The 20,781-nt window shown below is 75.7% G+C and carries 15 protein-coding genes; all 15 read left to right on the top strand.

Annotated elements, in window-relative coordinates; genetic code table 11:
• Positions 1–204: 204 nt before the first annotated feature.
• The 15 genes from OG295_RS33770 (at position 205) to OG295_RS33700 (ending at position 20,753) form a co-directional block, all read left to right on the top strand.
• Positions 205–1,140: a cyclase family protein gene (locus tag OG295_RS33770; protein WP_371680434.1), complete on the top strand. Its 936-nt coding sequence runs from the start codon at positions 205–207 to the stop codon at positions 1,138–1,140.
• 108 nt (positions 1,141–1,248) lie between these two features.
• Entirely contained in the window at positions 1,249–4,029 is a 2,781-nt protein-coding gene (locus OG295_RS33765; protein ID WP_371680433.1) for a SpoIIE family protein phosphatase, read from the top strand.
• A gap of 146 nt (positions 4,030–4,175) precedes the next feature.
• Positions 4,176–5,735 (top strand): sugar ABC transporter ATP-binding protein, encoded by a 1,560-nt coding sequence (locus OG295_RS33760; protein ID WP_371680432.1) that lies wholly within the window; start codon positions 4,176–4,178, stop codon positions 5,733–5,735.
• Positions 5,732–6,751, top strand: a complete 1,020-nt coding sequence (locus OG295_RS33755) for an ABC transporter permease (RefSeq protein ID WP_371680431.1) — start codon at positions 5,732–5,734, stop codon at positions 6,749–6,751. The genes OG295_RS33760 and OG295_RS33755 overlap by 4 nt, the downstream gene beginning before the upstream one ends.
• 60 nt (positions 6,752–6,811) lie before the next feature.
• Positions 6,812–7,972, top strand: a complete 1,161-nt coding sequence (locus tag OG295_RS33750) for a substrate-binding domain-containing protein (RefSeq protein ID WP_371680430.1) — start codon at positions 6,812–6,814, stop codon at positions 7,970–7,972.
• Positions 7,973–8,116: 144 nt separating this feature from the next.
• A complete protein-coding gene (locus tag OG295_RS33745; RefSeq protein ID WP_371680429.1) occupies positions 8,117–8,803 on the top strand; it encodes a response regulator transcription factor in 687 nt (228 codons plus the stop codon).
• The gene (locus tag OG295_RS33740) at positions 8,800–10,179 is read left to right on the top strand and encodes an ATP-binding protein (RefSeq protein ID WP_371680428.1); all 1,380 of its coding nucleotides are present in this window, start codon (positions 8,800–8,802) and stop codon (positions 10,177–10,179) included. Before OG295_RS33745 ends, OG295_RS33740 begins: the two co-directional genes overlap by 4 nt.
• Before the next feature lie 130 nt (positions 10,180–10,309).
• Complete coding sequence (locus OG295_RS33735; RefSeq protein ID WP_371680427.1) at positions 10,310–12,571, top strand: MMPL family transporter; 2,262 nt, start codon at positions 10,310–10,312, stop codon at positions 12,569–12,571.
• Positions 12,568–13,284, top strand: a complete 717-nt coding sequence (locus OG295_RS33730; protein WP_371680426.1) for a DUF2993 domain-containing protein — start codon at positions 12,568–12,570, stop codon at positions 13,282–13,284. The genes OG295_RS33735 and OG295_RS33730 overlap by 4 nt, the downstream gene beginning before the upstream one ends.
• A gap of 74 nt (positions 13,285–13,358) precedes the next feature.
• Positions 13,359–13,661, top strand: coding sequence for a DUF1876 domain-containing protein (locus OG295_RS33725; RefSeq protein WP_371680425.1), 303 nt, complete (start codon positions 13,359–13,361; stop codon positions 13,659–13,661).
• A 205-nt stretch (positions 13,662–13,866) separates the two neighbouring features.
• Positions 13,867–16,680, top strand: coding sequence for an AAA family ATPase (locus OG295_RS33720; RefSeq protein WP_371680424.1), 2,814 nt, complete (start codon positions 13,867–13,869; stop codon positions 16,678–16,680).
• Positions 16,681–17,157: 477 nt separating this feature from the next.
• Positions 17,158–17,817, top strand: a complete 660-nt coding sequence (locus tag OG295_RS33715; RefSeq protein WP_371680423.1) for a LuxR C-terminal-related transcriptional regulator — start codon at positions 17,158–17,160, stop codon at positions 17,815–17,817.
• Positions 17,818–17,936: 119 nt separating this feature from the next.
• On the top strand, positions 17,937–18,788 hold the full coding sequence (locus tag OG295_RS33710; RefSeq protein WP_371680422.1) for an NAD(P)-dependent oxidoreductase: 852 nt from the start codon (positions 17,937–17,939) through the stop codon (positions 18,786–18,788).
• 103 nt (positions 18,789–18,891) lie between these two features.
• On the top strand, positions 18,892–19,725 hold the full coding sequence (locus OG295_RS33705; RefSeq protein ID WP_371680421.1) for a thiamine pyrophosphate-dependent enzyme: 834 nt from the start codon (positions 18,892–18,894) through the stop codon (positions 19,723–19,725).
• Positions 19,722–20,753 carry a transketolase C-terminal domain-containing protein gene (locus OG295_RS33700; RefSeq protein ID WP_371680419.1) on the top strand — a complete coding sequence of 344 codons (1,032 nt, stop codon included), beginning with the start codon at positions 19,722–19,724 and terminating at the stop codon, positions 20,751–20,753. Before OG295_RS33705 ends, OG295_RS33700 begins: the two co-directional genes overlap by 4 nt.
• Positions 20,754–20,781: the final 28 nt, after the last annotated feature.

Below are 20,781 nucleotides of genomic sequence, written 5' to 3'. Positions count from 1 at the left end.
GCCACGACCGGCCGCACCCCGCGGGACTCCGCCGGACGGGCGGGAGGGCGACGGCCCCTCCCGCCCGTCCGGCGCTTCCGGAGGGGGAAAGTCACGGCCCCCGCCCGCGCGCCCCCGGCCCGGTACCGCGCCGGGCGGGGATCCTGACCGGGGAGGCGGGCGCGCGGGCGCCGGCCCGTACGAACCCTGGAGCACCGAACACGCATGAGCAGCGACCCCGCCAACGGGCCCGCCGTCTCGCGGCGGGAGTTCGACGCGCTCTTCGAGGCGGTCCGTACGTGGGGCCGCTGGTCCGCGCCCGACCGCGGCGCGTGGAACCGGGTGACCGCGGACCACGTGCGCGGGGCCGCGGCCCTGGTCCGGTCCGGCACGGTCGTCCCGATGGGGCGCCCCTGGGACACCCGCCCCGGACCGGACAACACGAAGCCCGCCCTGCACCACATGTCCGACCTCGGCGACGTGGAGGCTCCGGAACCGTCCGCGTACAAGGACTTCCTCGCCGCGGACTACCACGGCAAGAGCGTGACCCACCTCGACGCCCTGTCCCACCTCGCCTACCGGGGGCGGCTGTACGACGGCCGCGACGCGCGCGCGTCCGTCGGCGCCGGGGGCGCCCGCTTCGGCTCGGTGCAGGCGCTCGGCCCGCTCGTGACCCGCGGCGTGCTCCTCGACCTGCCCGCCGTCCTCGGGGTCGACTGGCTGGAGCCCGGCCGGGCGGTGCACGCTCCGGACGTGGCCGCCGCGGAGCGGGCACTCGGTGTCACGCTCGGCGACGGGGACGCGGTACTGCTGCGCTCGGGCCGCTTCCGCCGGCGCCGGGAGCTCGGCCCCTGGGACTGCGACGCCACGAGCGCCGGCTGGCACGTGGACGCCCTGCCGCTGCTGGCCGAGCGGGGCGTCTGCCTGCTCGGCGCCGACGGGGACAGCGACGTACGGCCGTCGCCGGTCGAGGGCGTGCACTCGCCCGTGCACACCCTGGCGATCACCGCCATGGGGGTGCCCCTGCTGGACAACCTCGACCTCGAAGCGCTCTCCGCCGCGTGCGCCGGGGCGGGCCGGTACGCGTTCCTGCTCGTCGTGACCCCGCTGAACGTTCCCGGCGGCACGGGCTCGCCCGTCAACCCGGTCGCGGTCCTGTGAGGCGGTCCGGGGCCCGCCGATCGCTCCCCACCCACCCCAGCCCTAAAATGTGAGGAATATACTCAAATCGGGCGATCGAGAGCGTTCCGGCGAGGGGATGTGGTGCAGATGGGGGTGGTGGGAGACCGCATCGGCCCCGTGCTTTCACGTGATCGTTTTCTGCACGGCGAGACGGTCGATTCGGTCCAGGGGGACGTGCGGGGCGAGATCCTGAGCTCCTGGGAGCGCTGCCGGCTGCTGGGCCTGTCCCCGGACCGGTCGGACCTCCCGTTCACCCAGGACTTCGACGCGGACGGCCCCCTCGTGCGCGCCGCCGCTCCCGTGCTCGACCGGCTCCAGTCGATCTTCACGGGGAGCCGGATGAACATCTGCCTCGCCGACGGGCACGGTGTCGTACTGGAGCGCCGCTTCGGGGACAAGTCCCTGCCCCGGCACCTCGCCCCGATCCAGACCGTCCCCGGCTTCGTGTTCGCCGAGCAGGTCGCGGGGACCAACGGCATCGGCCTCACCCTCGCCGAGCGGGGCCTCGTCCAGGTCTACGGCGCCGAGCACTTCGCCGAACGCTCCCAGTCGAGCGCCTGCACCGCCATCCCCGTACGCGACCAGCTCAGCGGGCACATCGAGGGCGTGCTGTGCCTCGGCTACCCCTACACGGACGCGGACCCGGCACTGGTCCCGCTGGTGCGCAGGGCCGCCGAGGCCGTCGAGCGGCGCCTGATGGAACAGAGCTCGGCACGGGAGCGCGGACTGCTCCACGCCTACCTGGAGGCGGGGTTCCGCGCCGCCCGCAACGGCATGGAGCCCCACAACGGCTACCCGCTCGCCATGGCCGAGCTGCTCCAGAGCGAGCTGGACCAGTCCGACCGGTCGATCCTGAAGGAGCGGGCCACGGAGCTGATGTCCTCGGCCCGGCGGGCCGCCACCGAGGTACCCCTGTCCCGCGGCCGGTCGGTGACCCTGGTGAGCCGTCCCGTCACCAGCTCCTCCGGGGTGGAGGGGATCGTCATCGAGGCGCTCATCCCCGAGGACACGGAGCGCCACGCCCCCGCCCCGCCCCACGCGGACGCCGCCGGCCACACCGCCGGCCACGCCCCCGCCCGCGCGGACTCCGCCACCGGCTCCCCCGCGCCCGCCCCCTCGTCCGGCGCGGACCCCGCCCCCGGCACGGTCCGGGGCCTGGTCCTGGTCGGCGAGCCGGAGGTGGGACGGTACGCCGTCGCGGCGCGGCGCCGGCTGGAGCTGCTGGCCGAGGCGGGCAACCGCATCGGCACCACCCTGGACGTGGACCGCACGGCCCGGGAACTGGCCGAGACGGCGGTCCCGCGCCTGGCCGACTTCGTCACCATCGACATGCCCGAGGCCGTGCTGCGCGGGGAGGAGTCCCCCAACCCGACCGCGCAGATGCGGCGCACGGTGGTCCACGGCATCCGCGAGGACTGCCCGTTCTACCCGGCCGGCGCGCAGGTGAACCTGCATCCCACCACGCCCCACATGCGCTGCATGACCACCGGGCAGCCGGTGCTGGAGCCCGATCTGAAGGCCGCCCTCGGCTGGATCGCCCAGGACCCGGCGCACGCGGAGCTGCTGCTCGCCCACAACATCCATTCCCTCATCACCGTGCCCCTGCTCGCCCGGGGCGTCCTCCTCGGCATCGCCTGCTTCTACCGCTCGCAGGACCCCGCGCCCTACGGCGACGACGACCTGGCGCTGGCCAGGGAACTCTCCGCCCGCGCCGCGCTCTGCATCGACAACGCCCGGCGCTACACGCGCGAGCACACCCTGGCACTGTCCCTGCAGCACAGCCTGCTCCCCCGGGGCCTGCCCGAACAGGGCGCCGTCGAGGTCGCCCACCGCTACCTGCCCGGCGAGTCCGGGGTGGGCGGCGACTGGTTCGACGTCATCCCCCTGTCCGGCACCCGCGTCGCCCTCCTCGTCGGCGACGTCGTCGGCCACGGACTGCACGCCGCCGCCACCATGGGCCGGCTGCGCACCGCCGCCCGCAACTTCGCCGAACTGGAACTCGCCCCCGACGAACTCCTCACGCACCTGGACAACCTCATGGTGCGGCTCGACCGGGAGGAGGGCGGGGACCCGCCCGGCGCCGGGAGCACCGGCATCGTCGGCGCCACCTGCCTGTACGCGATCTACGACCCCACCTCGCAGCAGTGCACCGTCGCCCGCGCCGGCCACCCCCCGCCCGCCCTCGTACTCCCCGACGGCAGCGTCTCGCTCCTCGACCTGCCCGCCGGTCCCCCGCTCGGCCTCGGCGGCCTGCCCTTCGAGTCGGCGGAGATCACCCTCCCCGTCCACAGCCAGCTGGTCCTGTACACCGACGGGCTCATAGAGGACCGCCACCGCGACATCGACACGGCCCTCGACCAGCTGCGCGGCGCGCTGGCCCACCCCGACCGCGCCCCGGAGGACACCTGCCGGGCGGTCCTGGACGCCGTGGCCCCCGAACACCCCGGTGACGACATCGCACTGCTGGTCGCCCGCACCAACGTCCTGCCCGCCGACCGGATCGCCTCCTGGGACCTGGACCCCGATCCGGCCCTCGTCGGCCGGGTCCGTGCCGCCGCGATGGAGCAGCTGGACCGGTGGGGGCTGGAGGAATCCTCCTTCGCCACGGAGCTGCTGCTCAGCGAGCTGGTCACGAACGCCGTCCGCTACGGGAGCGCGCCCATCCGGGTCCGCCTGATCCACGACCGGACCCTGATCTGCGAGGTGCACGACGCGAGCAACTCCGCTCCCCGCATGCGCCACGCGGCCTCCACCGACGAGGGCGGCCGCGGTCTGTTCCTCGTCGCCCAGCTCGCGCAGGCCTGGGGGACCCGCTACACCACCGGCGGGAAGGTGATCTGGGCCGAGTGCGCCCTGGACGCCGCGTGAACGCCGCCGGTCCGCCACCGGCCGGGGACCGGCCCCGCCGGGGACCGGCATTCAGAGGGGGTAAATACCGTAGATACGGTGACACATCGGCATAGAATCCCCCATGCAGTCGGGAACACCTCGGAGGCCGACCCCCGGAGAAGTCCGTGCATGACGCTCCCGGCACATCGACGGGCGGTCCGCCCCCGCACTCCGGCGGAGCGCCCCCGCCCCTCGTCCGCGTCCGCGGGCTCGGCAAGCGGTTCGGCGGCACCCGCGCGCTCGACTCCGTCGACCTCGACGTCCACCGGGGTGGCGTCCTCGCCCTGCTCGGGCCCAACGGCGCCGGCAAGTCCACCCTCATCAAGGTGCTCGCGGGGGTCCACCACGCCGACGAGGGCGAGGTGACGGTGGCCGGGCACCCGCTCGGCTCCCACGCCGCGACCCGGAACATGTCCTTCATCCACCAGGACCTCGGCCTCGTCGAGTGGATGACCGTGGCCGAGAACATCGCCCTGGGCACCGGCTACCCGCGCCGCGGGGGCCTCATCTCCTGGCGGCGGACCCGGGAGGGCTGCGCACGGGCCCTGCGCCTGGTCGGCGGCCACCTGGACGCCGATACCCCGGTCTCCGCACTCGCCCCCGCCGAGCGTTCGCTCGTCGCCATCGCCCGCGCCCTGGCCACCCGCGCGGAGCTGATCGTCCTCGACGAGCCGACCGCCACCCTCCCCGCGGCGGACTGCGCACGGCTCTTCGACGTCCTGCACGCCCTGCGCGACCAGGGTCACGGCATCCTCTACGTCAGCCACCGGCTGGACGAGGTGTACCGGGTCGCCGACACCTTCGCCGTCCTGCGCGACGGCCGCGTCGTCGACCGGGGCCCGCTCGCCGGCCACAGCCCCGCCCGGCTCGTGCGCGCCATCGTCGGCCACGAGCAGGCCGGCCACAGGCCCGTCGCCACCCCGGCGGCGGGCCCGCCCCTGCTGCGCCTGGACCGCGTGAGGACGGCGGCCGCGAGGGAGGTCAGCCTGGAGCTGCGGGCCGGCGAGGTCCTCGGCATGGTGGGTCTGACCGGCGCCGGCCACACCGACCCGGGCCGGGCCCTCGTCGGCGCCCGGCCGCTGCTCGGCGGGCGGATCCTGCTCGACGGCCGCCCGTACCGGCCCCGCACGGTCCGCGCCGCCCTCGCCCGCGGGGTCGCCCTCGTCCCGGGCGACCGTCAGGGGGAGGGCTGCGCCGCCGCGCTGACGGTGCGGGAGAACTTCCTGGCCAACCCCCGGTCCGCCGGGGTCCCGGCGTGGCGCTGGATGAGCCCCCGCCGCGAGCGCGCCGAGGCCGCCGCCCTGATCGAGCGGTTCTCGGTCCACCCCCGCGACAGCGAGGTGCCCATCGCCACCCTGTCGGGCGGGAACCAGCAGAAGGTCATGGTCGGCCGGTGGCTCCGGGGCGGGCTGCGGCTGCTCGTCCTCGAAGAGCCCACCGCCGGCGTGGACGTCGGGGCCAAGGCCACGGTCCACCGGCTGCTCGACGACGCGCTCGCCTCCGGTCTGGCGGTCCTGCTCGTCTCCACCGATTTCGAGGAGGTCGCGGGCGTGTGCCACCGCGCTCTGGTGTTCGTCCGCGGGACCGTGGGCGCCGAGCTGACCGGCCCGGACCTCACGGTCGCCGAACTCACCCGCACCGCCTCGGCCATGCCCCCCGTCACCGGCCCCGGGACGACCCGATGACCTCCTCCCCCTCGTCCCGGCCCTTCCTCGACCACCTGCGCGGGCACCACGTCGGCGCGTACGGCCTCCCGGCCCTCGCGGCCGTGCTGTTCCTCGTCTTCTCCCTCGCCCTGCCCTCCACCTTCCCCACCCGGGACACCGTCTCCTCGATCCTCTCCAACCAGTCGATCCCCGCCGTCCTCGCGCTCGGCGCGACCGTCCCCATCGCCGCCGGGAAGTTCGACCTGTCGATCGGCTACGGTCTCGGCCTGGCTCACGTCATGGTGCTGGACCTGATCGTGAGCGACGCCTGGCCCTGGCCGCTCGCCTGCCTCGTGGTGGTGGCCGGGGCGGCGGCCGTCGGCGCCCTCAACGGGGTCATCGTCGAATTCGGGCGGATCGACTCCTTCATCGCCACGCTCGGCACCGGCAGCATGATGTACGCCGTCACCGGCTGGATCACCGACGGTGCCCGGATCGTCCCCGGCCCGGAGGGCCTGCCCACCGCCTTCACCGGGCTCTACGACTCCCGCTTCCTCGGCCTGCCGCTGCCGGCGTACTACGTCCTGGCCGTCGCGGGCACCCTCTGGCTGGTGCTGGAACGGCTGCCGCTGGGCCGCTACCTGTACGTGATCGGCTCCAACCCGCGCGCCGCCGGCATCATCGGCATCCCCACCCACCGCTACTCCGTCTACGCCTTCGCCGGATCGGGCCTGCTCTTCGGCTTCGCCGGAGTGCTGCTCGCCGCGCAGCAGCAGACCGGCAACCCGAGCGTCGGACTGGACTACCTGCTGCCCGCCTTCGTCGGCGCCCTGCTCGGTTCCACCACGATCAAGCCCGGCCGCGCCAACGCCCTCGGGACCGTGGTCGCCGTCGCCGTCCTCGCCATCGGCCTGGCCGGCATCGGCCAGCTCGGCGCCCGGTTCTGGGCCACGCCGCTGTTCAACGGCGCCACCCTGCTCATCGCGGTCGGCCTGGCCGGCTACTCCGCGCGCCGCCGACTGCGGACCGGAGCCGGCGCGACCCGTCACCCGTAGAGCCAGAACCCGTCGCGACGCACCGCGACCCGTCGTACGCGCACCCGTGTCAGGAGCACCGTGCAAGCCAACCACCAGGCCACCTTCACCGCCGCGGCCCTGCTGAGCGCGGCCCTCACCCTCCTCGCCGGCTGCGGGGGCGGCCCGTCGTCGGGCGGCGGGCCTGTCTCCCCCGGGCCCTCCGCCCCGGGCTGCCCCGCCGCCCTCGCCCAGGCCGGGGCCGCCGTCCGGCGGGCCGAGAACACCGACCCGACCTGGACCGGCCCCACCGACGGGCCCGCGGCGGTACCGGGCAAGACCCTCGTCTACGTCGCCCAGACCATGACCAACCCCGGGGTGGCTGGCGTCGCGAAGGGCGTGGAGGAAGCCGCCGACGCCATCGGCTGGAAGGTCCGGGTGATCGACGGCGGAGGCACTCCCGCGGGCATCCAGGCGGCCCTCAGCCAGGCCGTCACCCTCAAGCCCTCGGGCATCGTCATCGGCGGCTTCGACCCGGAACTGACCTCCCAGCAGGTGGCGCGGGCGCGGGCCGCGCACATTCCGCTCGTCGGCTGGCACGCGGTGGGCTCCCCCGGCCCGAGCGAGAGCGCCGGCCTCTTCACCAACGTCACCACGAAGGTGGAGGACGTGGCCCGGATCAGCGCCGACTGGATCATCGCCCGCTCCCGGGGCAACGCCGGGGTCGTCGTCTTCACCGACGACTCGGTCCCCTTCGCCCGGAACAAGGCCGAACTGATCAAGAAGCAGCTCGCCACCTGTCCCGGCGTCCGGCTCCTGGCGTACGAGAACATCCCCATCCCCGATGCCGGCAGCCGCACCCCCCAGGAGGTCTCCTCCCTCCTGGCCCGTTTCGGGGACCGGTGGACGGATTCCGTCGCCATCAACGACCTCTATTTCGCGGACGCCGCCCCGGCCCTGCGCGCCGCCGGCGCACCGGGTTCCGGGCCCCCCTTCAACATCGGCGCGGGCGACGGCGACCCCTCCGCGTTCCAGCGGATCAACAGCGGGCAGTTCCAGGCGGCCACCGTCCCCGAACCGCTGTCCCAGCAGGGCTGGCAGATCGTCGACGAGTTCAACCGCGCCTTCGCCGCCCGGCCCGCAAGCGGGTACGTCGCCCCCGTCCACATCGCCACCGCCGCCAACAGCCGCGGCGCCACGTCCTGGGACCCCTCCGGCTACCGCGAGGCGTACCGGCGGATCTGGGCCCCTCCCGGTTCGTGACCGGCCCCTCCCCGTCCGCCCGGCGGCCGCGCGGGGGGCTCGCCGCCTCAATGTTCGGGGAACGTACGGGTGGCGGCGCGCCCGCCGGGCGGCCGGGGCCCCGCGGTTAGCATCGGCGGGGTTCACCGCGCGTGAGGGGAAGTGATGACGGAGTCCAAGGGCCTCGTGCTGGTCGTCGAGGACGAGCGCCACATCGCCGACGTGCAGCGGCTCTACCTGGCACGGGAGGGCTTCGGCGTGCACGTCGAGGCCGACGGGACCGCCGGGCTCGCCGCCGCGCGGCGGATGCACCCGGTGGCGATCGTGCTGGACATCGGCCTGCCGGGGCTGGACGGCATCGCCTTCTGCAAGGCCCTGAGGGACGCCGGCGACTGGACGCCGGTCCTGCTGGTCACCGCGCGCGGCGAGGAGGCCGACCGGATCCTCGGCCTCGAACTGGGCGCCGACGACTACCTGACCAAGCCGTTCTCGCCGCGCGAGCTGGTCGCCCGGGTCAAGACGGTGCTGCGCAGGGCGGCCGGGCCGCCGGGCCGGCCGGCCGAGACCGTGGGCCGGCTCAGCCTGGATCCGGTCAGCCGCACCGTCCGCCGCGACGGCGAACCCGTCGAACTCACCACCACCGAGTTCAACCTGTTGGCGCACCTGGTGCGGCACACGGGGCAGGTCTTCACCCGGGAACAGCTGCTGGCGCGGGTGTGGGGGTACCCCGGCTACCGCGACACCCGGATGGTCGACGTGTTCGTGTCGCAGTTGCGCGCCAAGCTGGGGGACGCGAGCCCGATCCGCACGGTCCGCGGCGTCGGCTACAGCGCGACGGATCCCCGTACGTGAACCGGTCCCGCCCCCGCCGCGGCTCGCTGGCCCGCAGCATCGTGGTGCTGACCACCGCGGTGGCCGCGCTCGCTGTGGCGCTGACGGGGCTGGTCGCCTGGCAGAGCGCCGCGCACGCCGCCGAGCGGCGCGAGCGCGACCAGCTGACGCGTCAGGCCACGGTGCTCGGGCGGCTGCCCGTCCTGTCGGAGGCGTTGTTCGACGGCGCCCGGGCACTGGGCGGACCGAACGGGGTGGAGCTCGCGGTGATCTCCGCCGACGGGAGGGTCGGCGGCGGCGCCACCCCGGCCGTCGGCCCGGCCGTGAAGGCGGCCCTGCTCGTCGGCGAACCCGTCTCCACCACCGCCGTCCTGGGGGGACAGGACGTGCTGCTGGTGGGGCGGCCGGGCGTGGGCGGCGGCGCGGTCGTCCTCACCGAGCCGTACGCGGTGGTCACGCGGAACACGAACCAGATCCGGCGCAGCGTGATCGTGCCGCTGGTCGTCGGCATGCTCGGCGCGGCCCTGGCCGGAGCGCTCATGGCGCGCCGCATCGCCCGTCCGCTCGTGAAGGCCGCGCGGGTCGCGCACCGGCTCGCCGACGGCGAGCGGGGCGTACCGGCCCCGGTCGACGGGCCGCGGGAGACGGAGGACATCGGGCGCGCCCTCAACGTCCTGGACGCGGCGCTGGCGCGCAGCGAGAACCGGCAGCGGGAGTTCCTGCTGTCGGTCTCCCACGACCTGCGGACCCCGCTGACCGCGCTCCAGGGATACGCCGAGGCGCTGGCCGACGGCCTGATCGAGCCGGAGCGACTGCCCGAGGTCGGAGGCGTCCTGGCCGACGAGACGCGCCGGCTGGACCGGTTCCTGGCGGACCTGCTGGACCTGGCCCGGCTGGAGGCGGACGGGTTCCGCCTGGACGTGGCCCCGGCCGACCTGGGCGCGGTCGTCGCCGAGGCCGCCGCCTTCTGGGCCGGGCCCGGGGCGCGCGCCGGGGTCGAGCTGCGGGTGGAACGGCCGGAGCCGCCCCTCGTCGTCGAGACGGACGCCTTCCGGGTCCGGCAGCTGGTCGACGGGCTCGTCCAGAACGCCCTGCGGCTCACGCCCGAGGGCGCGCCCGTGGTCCTCGCCGTGCGGGCGGCCCCGGGGGGCGGGGCCGAGGTGCAGGTCCGCGACGGCGGCCCCGGGCTGACCGAGGACGACGTACGCGTCGCCTTCGACAGCGGGGCCCTCCACGCGCGCTACCGGGACACCCGCCCGGTCGGCAGCGGCTTGGGGCTGGCCCTCGCCCACCGGCTGACCGGCCGTCTCGGGGGCACCCTGCGGGTCGAGGGGCACGGTCCGGAGGGCGGCGCCTGCTTCACGGTCGCCCTCCCGCGGACGCCCGGCCCGGCCTGAGGCCCGCCGGGGCGGGGCGTCGACGCCCGCCGCGGCGTCCTCGGTCCCTCCTGCGGCGGGCACGCCGTCCGTACGTTCCCCGAACGATCCGCCAACGATCCCCTTACGGGAGCCCCGCACAGTGGGGCCCATGAACACCGCATCGACCGGGGGGCCCGGACTCCTCCACCGCAGCGGGCGCCGGTGCGCCCGGCACGCCTGGGGGATCGTCGCCCTGTGGGTACTGCTCCTGGCCGGCCTCGCGGCCGCCGACCACGCCTGGGGCGGCACCTTCGCGGACAGCTTCTCCCTGCCCGGCACCGGCGCCCAGACCGGCGCCGACCTGATCGAGGCGCACACCGCCGGGGGCGGGGGCACGGCCGCCCCCCTCGTGCTCCACACCGGGAGCGGTACGGTCGCCGCCCACCGGGAGGCGGTCGCGGCGGCCGTGGCCAACCTGGACCGGCTGCCGGACGTCCTGTCGGTGGCCGACCCGCTGACCACGCCCGGGGCGGTCTCCCCCCGCGGCGACACCGCCCGGCTGACGGTCCGCTTCGACGGCAACCCGGCGGGCTTCGACCCCTCCTGCCTGGCCCGGGTCGACGCGGCCGTGGAGCCGCTGCGCGCGGACGGCGTCACCGTCGAGTACGGGGAGCCGCTCGGGCAGCTTGCCTCGACCGGATCCGCCGACCGCGTCTCGGAGGGCATCGGTCTGGCCGTCGCCGTGCTGGTGCTGCTGATCGGCTTCGGCAGCGTGGCCGCGGCCGGGCTGCCGCTGCTGACGGCCGTGCTGGGCCTGGCCGTGGGTCTCAGCGCCCTCGGCCTGCTCGCCGGCCCGTTCGACTTCGCCCGGGCGTCCCCGACGCTGGCCGCGATGATGGGCCTCGGCGTGGGCGTCGACTACGCCCTCTTCCTGGCCACCCGCTACCGGGCCCTGCTGCACGCCGGGGCGGAACCGGCCGAGGCGGTCGGGCGTACGGTCGCCACCAGCGGCCGTGCCGTCCTGGTCGCCGCGGCCACGGTGGCCATGGCGCTGGGCGGGCTCTGCGTCTCCGGCGTGGGCTTCATCGGCACCCTCGGCATCGCCGCGGGGCTCAGCGTGGTCGTGGCCGCCGCCGCGTCGGTGACGCTGACGCCCGCGCTGCTGGGTCTGCTCGGGCGCCGCGTCGACCGGCTCCACGTGCGCACGCCGGTCGCCGAGCCCGCCGGGGAGTCCGACGTCTGGCACCGCTGGGCCCTCCGGGTCGCCCGGCGCCCCTGGGTCTTCCTGGCCGCCGGCCTGCTCCTGCTCGGCGTCCTCGCCCTCCCTGCGGCGTCCATGCGGCTGGGGCACGTCGACGCCGGGGCACAGTCCACGGCCAGGACCGACCGCCGGGCGTACGACCTGGTCACCGAGGGCTTCGGCGCCGGCGCCAACGGCCCGCTCACGGTCGTCGTCAAGCTCGACAGCACCCGGGTCGCCGACCCGGCCCGCCGCGAGGAGCTGGCGGCGTCGCTCCGGCGGCGGCTGACGGCCGTACCGGGCGTGGCGTCCGTGACGGCGCCGGTGCCCGGCCCCGACGGGGCCCTGCTCCTGTCCACCGTCACCCCCGCCACCGGACCGCGGGACCGGGTGACCGCCCGGCTGATCCGCACCCTGCGGGACGAGACCGTCCCGCGGGCCCTGACGGGCACCGGTACCACCGGGTACGTCACCGGCGCCGCCGCCGCCACCCAGACCTTCACCGACACCCTGGCGGGCGCGCTGCCCCGGATCGTCGGCGTGGTGGCCGTGGCCGCCTTCCTCCTGCTGCTCACCGTCTTCCGCAGCCCGCTGATCGCGCTCAAGGCCGCCGTGCTCAACCTGTTCTCGATCGCGGCCGCGTACGGGGTGGTGGTCGCGGTGTTCCAGTGGGGCTGGGGCGGGGCGCTGTTCGGGGTGGGCGAGCCGGTGCCCGTCGAGTCGTACGTACCGATGATGATGTTCGCGATCGTCTTCGGACTGTCGATGGACTACGAGGTCTTCCTGCTCTCCCGGATCCGCGAGGTCTGGCTGCACCGGCGCGACAACCACCTGGCCGTGGCCACCGGTCTCGCCGCCACGGCCCGGGTCATCACCTGTGCGGCGCTGATCATGACCAGCGTCTTCCTGGCCTTCCTGCTCTCCACGAACGTCGCCGTCAAGATGCTGGCCCTGGGCCTGGGGGTGAGCGTCGTCCTCGACGCCACCGTGGTCCGCCTGCTCCTGGTGCCGGCGTCCATGTACCTCTTCGGGCGTGCCAACTGGTGGCTCCCCGACCGGCTGGACCGGCTCCTGCCCCGGCTCGACCCGGAGGGCCCCGCCCCGGCGCCCGCACCCGAGACCGCCCCCGGGACCGCCCCCGGCAGCGCCCCCGAAGCCACTCCCGTACCCCTTCCCGGAGACCGACGATGAAGCGCGTTCCCCTCGCCGGGACCCGGGCGGCCCTGCGCCGCCACCTCCTCCTCTCGGTCACGGGCGCCGTGGCCGTGGTGGCCGTCGCCGCGACCGGTGCGGCCGAGTCCGCGGCCGGCGCTCTGATCCGGCACCGCGTCGCGAGGGCGGCTCCGGGACTCGGTGACGCCGTCACGGTCGGCATCGGCGGCGACTGGGCCCTGTGGGACCTGGCGCACGGGAGCATCCCCCGGCTCGACGTCGGCAGTGATGACGCCCGCGTGGGCCGCCTGTCGGGGGTGCGCGTACGGGCCCGGCTCGACGACGTCCGCCTCGGCGAGCGGGCCACCGTCGGGGGCACACGGGCCGAGGTGACCGTCTCCCCGGGGGCGATCGCCGACGCGATCCGGGCCTCCGCACCCTCGGTGACCGTGGCCTCGGTGACGGCCGACCCGGCGGCCGGCACCGTGCTCGCCGCCGTCGGCCCCGGCGGCGCGGGGCGGCTGACGCTGCGTCCCGCCCTCGCGGACGGCAGGGTCACCCTCGCCGTGGACGGGCTCACCGTGTTCGGCCGCTCCGTCCCCGCCGGCCGGCTCGGCCTGGACCGCCTCGCGCCGGGTCCGGACGCGCGCGCCGCCTACCCCTTCGGGCTCAGGGCCACGTCCGCCGACGTCCGGCCGGACGGCCTGCACGTGTCCCTGGAGGGCGGCCCCGGCCCCCTTCCCGCCGCCTGACGGCCCGGAGCGCGCCCGGACCCCCGCGGGGGGATGCTGGAGGGGAAAGGGCCCCGGGCGTGAGGAGGCGCGTCATGACACACGCCGAACAGTGGCAGGTGGGCGTCTACCTGGACGAGGAGAGCGGCACCACCACGGCGCGCGCGGTGCTCGACAACGGGACGACCATCATGACGGGCCGCGGCAAGGCGCGCTGCAACCCGCAGGACGTGGAGATCCCGGCGATCGGTGACGAGCTCGCGGCGAGCCGGGCGATGCGCGACCTGGCCGGTCAGCTGATGCGCGCCGCCGACCGGGACCTGGCCGCGATGGGCGCGGTGCCCGAACCGCCGCGCACCGGCTACGGCTGGCCGGACGACGCACCGCTCAAGCGCTGACCCGAAATCCCGGCGCCCGGACGGGCTCGACACCGCGAGCAACGGCCCGCCGCCGGCCGACGGGCGACCGCGGGGGGCCTTGGCGGTCATGAGATGCAGGTCACAGAGGGGTCCGGAGCGGCGCCGGGATTTCGTACGTCTTGCAGCGGCAGACAGAATTGTCCTTCCCGCTACGCAGCGTGCCCGAACAAGTCCAGGAGTTCCCATGCCGAGCCCCGCCGTCCGGGACCGTGCCGACACCTCCTCCACCGTGCTGCGGGAGCGTGCGGAGCCGCCGGCGAGGGCTCGGGCGCTGGTGAGACGGGCCGCGGCGGGGGCCGGGGGCACGGTGGTGATCCGGGGGGCCAGCGGCAGCGGACGCAGCTCCGCGCTGCGGGCCCTCGCCCGGGACACGGAGCGTCACGGGACGACGGTCCTCAGGGCCCGGTGCTCCCTCCAGGAGGCCGGGGTCGACTTCGGGGTGGTCCTGCAGTTGTTCGACGGCCTCGGTCCGGCCGACGGCCCGCCGGACGTCGACGACTGGGGCGGTTCGTTGCACGGCGCCGATCTGCCGTCCCGGCTGTGGAGCCTGCTCCGGTCACGGGCCGCGTCCGGGCCGGTGCTGCTCGCCGTGGACGACGTCCACCTGGCGGACGCGGTGTCACGGCGCTGGCTCGCCCAGGTGACGCGGCGCCTGGACCGGCTGCCGGTCGTGCTGGCGGTGACCGAACGGTGGCAGTACGACCTGGTGCTGCCACGGCCCTCGTTCACCGACGCCTGTTCCGTTCCGGCCGACGAGATCTGCCTGCTGGCCCCGCTCGGTGCGACGGCCGCCCGGGCCCTCGTGCGCTCCGTCCTCGGCGACGACGCACCGCACACCCTGACCGAGGAGTGCGTCGGCGCCGTCGGGGGCAATCCGATGCTGCTGCACGCGCTCCTCACGGACCTGCGGGAGACGGCCGTCGGAAGCCCCCTCCCGGTCCGTCTGCCCGGGAGTTGCGCCGACCTGCGTCCCGGCGCGTTCACCGGCGCGGTGCTCCGCTGGCTGCACGACGCCGGTGCCGAGACCGCGGACGCCGTCCGGACCTTCGCCGAAATCCAGGACGAGGACGACGCACTGGCGCTGCTGGTCTCCGTGAGCGACGTCGATCCGTCCCGGGTGCGCGGCTGGACCGGCGAACTCACCCGTCAGGGCCTGCTGCGGAAGGACCCGCGCAGCGGCAGGCCGGTCTTCGCCCACCCGCTGCTGCACGAGGCCGTACGCGACACGTGGGAACGGCACCGCCGCGCGGACGTGCGCCGGCGCGCGGCCGAACTGCTGCACCACCGGGGCGATCCGGAGGAGTCGGTGGTGCGCCACCTGTTGCCGATACCCGCCGTGGGCGCTCCCTGGGCCGCCGACGCACTGACCGGCGCCGCCGCGAAGGCCGTCCGCGACGGGCGGGCCGACGAGGCGATCGCCTGCCTCCGCCGGGCGCTGCGGGAACCGCTGTCCGTCGTGCGCCGCAGCGAGGCCCTCATCCGGCTGGGCTGTCTGGAGGTACGGGACGAACGCGCCTCCGGAGTGCGCCACCTGGCGGAGGCCCTGCGTCTGCAACGCTCCGCCGGAGGGCGGGTCCGCGCCGCCACCGCGCTCGGTACGGCCCTGGTGGCCCGCGGCGAGGTCCACACCGCCCTGGACGTACTGGCCGAACTCGCGGAGGGCTTCGCCGACTCGACCGACCTCGCGCACGCGGTGCAGGCCGCGACCGCCCTGATCTCCTCGCACGACGGGGACAGTTGGCTGCGGGTGGTGGCAGAACTGCGCCGCATCGAGGAGCAGGCTCCCGACGGGATCGCCCCGACGGCCAGGGCCCTGCTCACCGAACACGGCGCGACGGCCGGCCGGCTGTCGGCGGCCGAGGCCATGGAGCGGGTCCGGTCGCTGACGCGGACCTCGCTGGACCCGCTGCTCGAACCGTACCTCTACGCGTCGGCCGCCACGCTGGCCCAGTGGGCGGACGAACTGACCGAGGCCGACCGGCTGGTGGCCCGGGGGCTCGTCGCCTGCCGGACGCCGAACCTGCTGCACCCCGGCCACCAGAGCCTGCTGAGCGTCGCGGCGGAGGCCGAGGTGATGCGCGGCCGGTACACCGCGCTGCTGGCCGACACGGCACTGCGGGACGTCCTGCCGGGCAACATGGCCGCGCCCGGCGCGGAGAACGCCCATCTGCGCGCCCAGACGATCATCGCCCTGACCGAGACCGGGCGGCTCGCCGAAGCCCGCCGCCTCGCCTACGCCGTCACGGCCGGGGGCGCGCACGGCTCGTGGGAGTGGAACGAGTTCCTGTACGCGCGGGGTCTGCTGCACATGGCGTCGGACGAACCCGACTCCGCCCTCACGGACCTCCTGGAGTGCGGCAGGCGCCAGTCCGCCCGGGAGGTGGAGAGCCCGATCGTCACCCCGTGGCGCTCCGCCGCCGCCGACTGCCACGTGGCGCTCGGGTCGCCGGAGCAGGCTGCCGCGCTGGCCCGGGAGGAGCTCCGGCTGGCCCGCGCGTGGGGAACGCCCCGCGCGGTGGGCCGGGCGCTGCGCGCCCTGGGGGTGGCGCTCGGTGGCCGGCACGGGCTGGAACTGGTCGAGGAGGCGGTGGAGTTGCTGCGCGGCCCGGCGGAGCCGCTGCCCGAGCTGCTGCCCGCCCTGGTGTCGCTCGGCCGGTCCCTGCACGACTCGGGCCAGAGCCGGCGGGCCCGCGCGGTGTTCCGCGAGGCCGTCGAGCGGGCCGAACGGACGGGAGCGGTACGGATGAACCTCGTCGCGCGGGCGGCCCTGCGCGACTGCGGGGCCCGGCCCCGGCGGGCGCGGCACACCGGCACCACGGCGCTCACCTCCAGTGAGCGCCGCATCGCGCAACTGGCTGCGGCCGGCCACAGCAACGTCGAGATCGCCGAGTTGCTGCACCTCGCCGTACGGACGGTGGAGACCCATCTGACGCACTGCTACCGCAAGCTCGGCATCCGCCGCGGGGACCTGGCCGTGGCCCTCGGCAAGACCGGCTGAGCCGACGGGGCCGGCTGGACCGGCCGGACCGGCTGACGGCCGGACCGGCCGAACCGGCGTCGTGGTGATCAGGGGGAAACCCCACGACACCGACGAGCGTAGGAGCGGGCGGGCGCGGCGGGCAGGACGGGAAGGGCAGACCCGGGGGAAGCCGCCCCGCCCTTCGCTGCCCGGAAGGGCGCACCGACTCTGCCCCCGGCACGGGGGCGGAGAGGCGGGGGCCGCGGATAGCCTGCGATCCGGACGGGTCCGCGCGCCGTGGCGACCGCTGCCGGACCGGTGTGGACGTCCGGTGCCCCCGTGGAGCGTTCCCGTACGGCCCCGTACGGCCCCGTCCGGCCCCGTCCGGCCCCGCACGGCCCTCGCCCCGCCGCCTTCCTCGTGGTCGTGGTCCCGATCTCGTGGTCGACCACGATGGCCGCGCCCCGCCCGATGGGAAAGGGTGGGAGCCGGTCGTGGGAAAAGGAGTTCTTCACCGTGCTGCAGTTCGTCGACGACGTCCGTACCTCCCGCCGGGTGGCGGTCGCCATTCACGCCCCGGACCCGATCACCCGGGCCGGAGCGATGAGCCACCTGCGCCAGTACCCGGAGATCGCGCTCGTGGACGACACCCGGCAGGACGGTGCCGACGTCGCCCTGCTGATCGCCGACGCCTTCGACGAGACGGTCCTGTCGAGGCTGTCCCGGCTGGTGCGGGCCGAGAAGGTCGGGGTGGTGCTGGTCCTGGACCGGATCCGGGAGGCCGAACTGCTGGACGTCGTCGCGTGCGGTGTGACCACGATCCTGTGGCGCCGCGAGGCCACGGGGGCACGGCTGCGCCAGGCCGTCCTCGCTGCCGAACGGGGCGGCTGCGAACTGCCGCCCGACCTGCTGGCCCAGCTGATCGGCCACATGGGGCGGCTCCAGGAAGGCAAGGCCGGCGGGCAGGGCGCCGCCTCCGTCGCCCTGGGCATGGTGCCGCGGGAGGTCGACGTCCTGCGGCTGGTGGCCGACGGCATGGACACCGCGGAGATAGCGGTCGAGCTCGCGTACTCGGAGCGGACGGTCAAGAACATCCTGCACACCGTGACGACCCGGTTCCAACTGCGCAACCGCGCCCACGCCGTGGCCTACGCACTGCGCGAGGGCTACATCTAGCCCCGTGTCCGGCGAGGTCCGCCGGGCACGCCACCGGCCCGGGCCCGGACGCCCCGGACACCCCGAGCGGCCCGCGGGCCGCGGGCCGCGGACACGAACCCGATCGAAGAGGAAGCCCGTTGGAGATCGAGACAGCCGTCGTCCCGCCGTCCCCGCTCCCGGGACCCCTCGCCCCGGGAGACACCGTCGCCGTCCTGGGAGCCGGCCCGATGGTCTCCCGGATCGTCCCGCGTCTGCGCCTCTCGGGGTTCCTCATACGGCTCCACCACCGGACGCCCGACCTGCTCGAAGGGCAGTCCGGGGCGGGCACCACGCTCTGCTCCACCCCGCGCGAGGCCGCGCAGGGTGCCCGCGCGGTGCTCTCCGCGGTGAGCGGCGACGCGGCGAGCCGCTCGGTGTGGCTCGGCGCGGACGGCGCCCTGGCCGGCGCGCGGCCCGGAACACCGGCCGTCGAGTGCTCGCCCCTCTCCGACGGGTGGACGACCGACTGGGCCGAGGCCTGCCGTGAACGCGCGCTGGCGCCGGTCGACGCCCCGGTGACCGGGACCACCCCACGGGCCCCCGACGGCACCCCGATCGTGTTCGCCGGCGGCTCGGCCGCCGCCGTCGAATCCGCGCGCCCGCTGCTGGCCGTGTTCACCGACCGGGTCTTCCGGCTGGGCCCGACCGGGGCCGGCGGCCGGTTCAGGCAGGTCGACGAACTGCTCGCCGGTTCCTTGCTGATCGCCCTGGGCGAGGCGTTCGCGACGGCGGAGCGCCTCGGGCTGGACCTCGCGCGGGCGCTGGACGTCCTGGCGGAGGCCGGCCGGTCCGGGGGCGTTCCGCCCGCCGCCGACCGTGCCCCGCGGGTCCACCGCACGGACATCAGCTGCCGGCTGGCCCTGATGGCCCAGGACCTCGGGTACGCCGGCGCCCTGACCCGCCGCTCCGTCCCGCACCCCCTTCCGGCACACCGCCCTTCGGTCCCGTGACCGCATCAGCGAAGCGTTCTTCCACGATGCGGGATCTCGAACCCCCCTCGCCCGGAAGGGACTGGCACGAACCTCCGCGCACCGGACAAGGAGACCTCAGCAGATGGAACCCGCCGCAAGCGGTCCGGACCTGCGGGACGTGGAACGGATGCTGGCCATCCGGGTCTTCGAGGAGCGCCTGCCGGAGCTGTCCGCCGCCGGCCGGCGGCCCGGGACGACGCGCCCGCGCCCCGGCCGCGAGTACGTTCCGGTCGCCCTGCTCGATCTCGTGCCCGACGCCGACGTGTTCAGCGACCACCACGGACACGGCCGGTACCTCGCCCGCCACGACGACCCGCACGGCCTGCTGGCCGAGATCCTCGGCAAGGACGAGGGCGTCTGCCGCGGCGTCGGCGGATCCCACCACCTCTACCGGCCCGGATTCATGTCCGCCGGAGTGCGGGGCTCGGGTGTGCCGGTCGCCGCGGGGGCCGCGCTCGGCCGCAAGCAGCGCGGCACCGGCGGGCTGAGCGTGTGCTTCGTCGGCGACGGCGCGTGGGGCGAGGGCGTGGTGTACGAGACCCTGGAGATCGCGGCCCTCTGGAGCCTGCCGCTGCTGCTGGTCGTCGAGCACGACGGTGCCGGCCGGGCGGCCCCCGCCGCCGCACCGGCCGGGTCCGTCGCAGCGCGCGCCGCGGCCTTCGGCGTCGACCACCTGCTGATCGGGGGCTGCGACGTCGGCGCCGTCCGCGCACGGCTCGCGGAACCCGTGGAGCGGGTGCGCTCCGGGCGGCCCCTGGTCGTGGAGTTCCGCACCGCGGCCGACTGGTACACGGTGTACGACGTACCGGGCGACGCGGCGTTCGCGGCGGCGGAGCGGCGCCAGCGCGAACGGATGGACCGGGTCGTCGACGAGGTGCTCGCGCTGGAGCCGTCGGGGTGGGAGTACTGCGGATGACCCCCCGTGCGCGGCTCGGCCGCCTGCTGAACGACGCCCTCCACCGGGTGATGGCCGAGGACGACTCCGTCTTCGTCCTGGGCGGCGACGTGGCCGATCCCCAGGGGGGCACGTTCAAGATCACCGCCGGCCTGGCGAAGGCCTACCCGTCCCGGGTGTTCGGTACGCCGGTCGGCGGGGCGGCGGTCCTCGGCGTCGCCAACGGGCTGGCCCTGACCGGTGAGAAGGCGATCGTAGAGATCCCGTCCGGCGGCTCCGTGGCCCAGTCGTTCGACCAGATCCTCACCATGTCGAGCAGGCTGGTGTCGATGTACGGCAGGACGCTGCCGATCCACCTGGTCGTGCGGTGCCTGGTGGGGTCCGGGCAGGGCGACGGCGCGGCGCACGGCCGGTCGCCGCAGCGCCATTTCCTCGGCGTCCCCGACCTGCACCTCTTCGAGCTGAGCCCGGTGCACGATCCCGGCGAGCAGCTCGCCGCGGCGATCGGGCTCGGCCGACCGAGCGTGTTCTTCGAACCGAGGTCGCTCTACGGCCGCTACCCGCTCACCCCCCGGGCGGAACCCGGCGTCGAGGTGACCGGGCCGTTCGGCGGGTCCCGGTGGATGCGCCTGGTGGTGGGCGCCGGGGCGGGGGGCCCGTCGGGCGTCGCCGCGGAGGTGACGGTGTTCTGCACGGGCGGGACCGTCGCCCGCTCGGTCCGGGCCGCGCGCGCCCTGGCGGCCACGGGCGTGACCGTCCAGCTCTTCGTGCCCTCGCGGCTGTTCCCGTTCGACCTGGAGCCGGTCACGGGGTTCGTGGGCCCCGGCAGCCTGGTGTCCGTCGTCGACGACGGGCCGGGCCCGGCCGGGTGGGCCGGCGCCGTCGCGGCCGCGCTGGCGACGCGCCTGTGGGGGACCCTGCGCAAGGCTCCCGTGCTGCTCGCCTCGGCGGCGTCGGTCGTCCCCGCCGCGCGGGAGCTGGAGGACCGGGTCGTGATCTCGTCCACCGACATCGTGCGGCGGCTCGTCCGGGAACTGGAGACGCCGTGAACCGGCTCCTCCCGCCACGGGGTTCCGC

It is taken from the genome of Streptomyces sp. NBC_01276, from assembly GCF_041435355.1.
In the GTDB taxonomy this organism is placed as follows: Bacteria; Actinomycetota; Actinomycetes; order Streptomycetales; family Streptomycetaceae; genus Streptomyces.
Note: the sequence above shows the minus strand (reverse complement) of the source record. Positions and strands in the feature narration are given on the sequence as shown.

Coding starts and splice junctions, on each gene's coding strand:
- OG295_RS33705 (WP_371680421.1), top strand. CDS start 18,892: ATGGAACCCGCCGCAAGCGGTCCGGACCTGCGGGACGTGGAACGGATG.
- OG295_RS33700 (WP_371680419.1), top strand. CDS start 19,722: ATGACCCCCCGTGCGCGGCTCGGCCGCCTGCTGAACGACGCCCTCCAC.
- OG295_RS33730 (WP_371680426.1), top strand. CDS start 12,568: ATGAAGCGCGTTCCCCTCGCCGGGACCCGGGCGGCCCTGCGCCGCCAC.
- OG295_RS33765 (WP_371680433.1), top strand. CDS start 1,249: ATGGGGGTGGTGGGAGACCGCATCGGCCCCGTGCTTTCACGTGATCGT.
- OG295_RS33725 (WP_371680425.1), top strand. CDS start 13,359: ATGACACACGCCGAACAGTGGCAGGTGGGCGTCTACCTGGACGAGGAG.
- OG295_RS33755 (WP_371680431.1), top strand. CDS start 5,732: ATGACCTCCTCCCCCTCGTCCCGGCCCTTCCTCGACCACCTGCGCGGG.
- OG295_RS33770 (WP_371680434.1), top strand. CDS start 205: ATGAGCAGCGACCCCGCCAACGGGCCCGCCGTCTCGCGGCGGGAGTTC.
- OG295_RS33720 (WP_371680424.1), top strand. CDS start 13,867: ATGCCGAGCCCCGCCGTCCGGGACCGTGCCGACACCTCCTCCACCGTG.
- OG295_RS33735 (WP_371680427.1), top strand. CDS start 10,310: ATGAACACCGCATCGACCGGGGGGCCCGGACTCCTCCACCGCAGCGGG.
- OG295_RS33745 (WP_371680429.1), top strand. CDS start 8,117: ATGACGGAGTCCAAGGGCCTCGTGCTGGTCGTCGAGGACGAGCGCCAC.